The 1,364-nt window shown below is 58.6% G+C and carries 3 protein-coding genes; all 3 read left to right on the top strand.

The window, feature by feature from the left end; translation table 11 throughout:
• Nucleotides 1-68: 68 nt before the first annotated feature.
• The 3 genes from ACIRJP_RS42655 to ACIRJP_RS42645 all read left to right on the top strand — a co-directional run bounded on the left by ACIRJP_RS42655 (nucleotide 69) and on the right by ACIRJP_RS42645 (nucleotide 1,272).
• On the top strand, nucleotides 69-452 hold the full coding sequence (locus tag ACIRJP_RS42655) for a toxin glutamine deamidase domain-containing protein (protein ID WP_404186639.1): 384 nt from the start codon (nucleotides 69-71) through the stop codon (nucleotides 450-452).
• Nucleotides 452-718 (top strand): hypothetical protein, encoded by a 267-nt coding sequence (locus tag ACIRJP_RS42650; protein WP_404186637.1) that lies wholly within the window; start codon nucleotides 452-454, stop codon nucleotides 716-718. The genes ACIRJP_RS42655 and ACIRJP_RS42650 overlap by 1 nt, the downstream gene beginning before the upstream one ends.
• Nucleotides 719-885: 167 nt before the next feature.
• On the top strand, nucleotides 886-1,272 hold the full coding sequence (locus ACIRJP_RS42645) for a contact-dependent growth inhibition system immunity protein (protein WP_404186635.1): 387 nt from the start codon (nucleotides 886-888) through the stop codon (nucleotides 1,270-1,272).
• The last annotated feature ends 92 nt before the right edge of the window (nucleotides 1,273-1,364 follow it).

Genomic DNA, 1,364 nt, shown 5'->3' with positions numbered 1-1,364 from the left:
CGGTCGAACCCGCCCCGCACTCGGCACCACGCCGCTACAATCCCCACGCTCAAGCCGTTGACCAGGACATACACCGAAGTCCGGCTGGAGTACTAAAGGCGCTGATCAATCCCCAAGGCGGTGACTATAACTGCCGTGCCTGCGCGGTGGCTGTGGATCACGTGCTGCGTGATGGAACAGTTTCCGTTGCCCCCGGAAATCTTGGAGCGGGATCGGCTAGTACAATTGAAAGATTGTACGGACGAACGTTCAAGGCGTCCACCGTTTCCGGAATTGTCAAGGATATGCAGATGGCCGGGGATGGCGCCAGGGGGATTGTCCTAGGGGCTCGGGGGAGGAATTCTCATGTCTTCAACGTCGTGAACATCAAGGGAGATGTGATCTTCCTGGGCGGTCAGCAAGGACAGGCTAAGCTTAATTGGCGTCACTACTCCCTACTGAGGACGGATTAATGCCGAATATTGAGGAGGTTGCCGAATTGGCGGCGGTATTCTTGGAGGAGCGCGTGAGCAATGAGTCCATGCCTATAGCTCTCATTGAAGGCGAACACGCCCAAGTCGGCAGCGAAATCATGTTCGATTGCCAGTCGGTTGCATACATCCGTAGTGGAGATCTTCGCGATATGGCGATCGGTATCGGTCATGTGGCCGTGAATACAGATACCGGGGAGTGTCGTTTGGTGGGGGCTGTGGAAGCCGCCGAACTCGATCTGTTCTGACAGATAGATGCCCTGCTTCCCGGCACTGTTCCGGGAAGCAGGGCATCGACGCGAGCCTGAAGCGGAGAGTTTTACTTTGTGAAGTCTTAATGGTCGGAGACAGCTCTGAGTGTAAACTCTGTCCACCTGAGACCGCGTTTGAGATCTGGTCGTGGGACGATCGATCGGTGACGCACCCCTTGAATCGCGCCCACTCCCTTGAAGAGCTTGAACGCGACTGCTGGCCGGCTCCGTCAGCCGACGACACCCGTCTTGTCACTACTGCTCACGCCTTGCGGCGTCGGCCGATCGGCGAGCTGACCGTCGAGGACATGCGCTTGTTGATAGGGCAGCACATAGGCCTGCCCTACCTCCTGCCACTGGCGCTGGAGGTACTGCGGGAGAACCCGATGGCAGAGGGGCACATGTACGAAGGTGATCTGCTGTCCGCGGTCCTCACCAGGAACCCATCGGTCTGGGCCGAGTTTCCCGAACTCGGCCGAGAACTGAGCGAGATCGTCTCGAAGTTGGCTGACCTACCCCCTGACCTGCAACAGAAGGTTGAGCGGCGTTGATGCCCCTATGGATGTCAAGTAGCGGTTGCGGCACGTGCGCGGCTGGCCGTGGAACTCGGAGTGGCGATGAGCCGGTAGACCTCCCGTGCGAC

The sequence above is a fragment of the Streptomyces sp. NPDC102437 genome, assembly GCF_044765565.1.
Taxonomy (GTDB): domain Bacteria; phylum Actinomycetota; class Actinomycetes; order Streptomycetales; family Streptomycetaceae; genus Streptomyces.
The sequence above is the reverse complement of the archived record's forward strand: the minus strand, read 5'-3'. Positions and strand labels throughout refer to the sequence as shown.

Coding starts and splice junctions, on each gene's coding strand:
- ACIRJP_RS42650 (WP_404186637.1), top strand. CDS start 452: ATGCCGAATATTGAGGAGGTTGCCGAATTGGCGGCGGTATTCTTGGAG.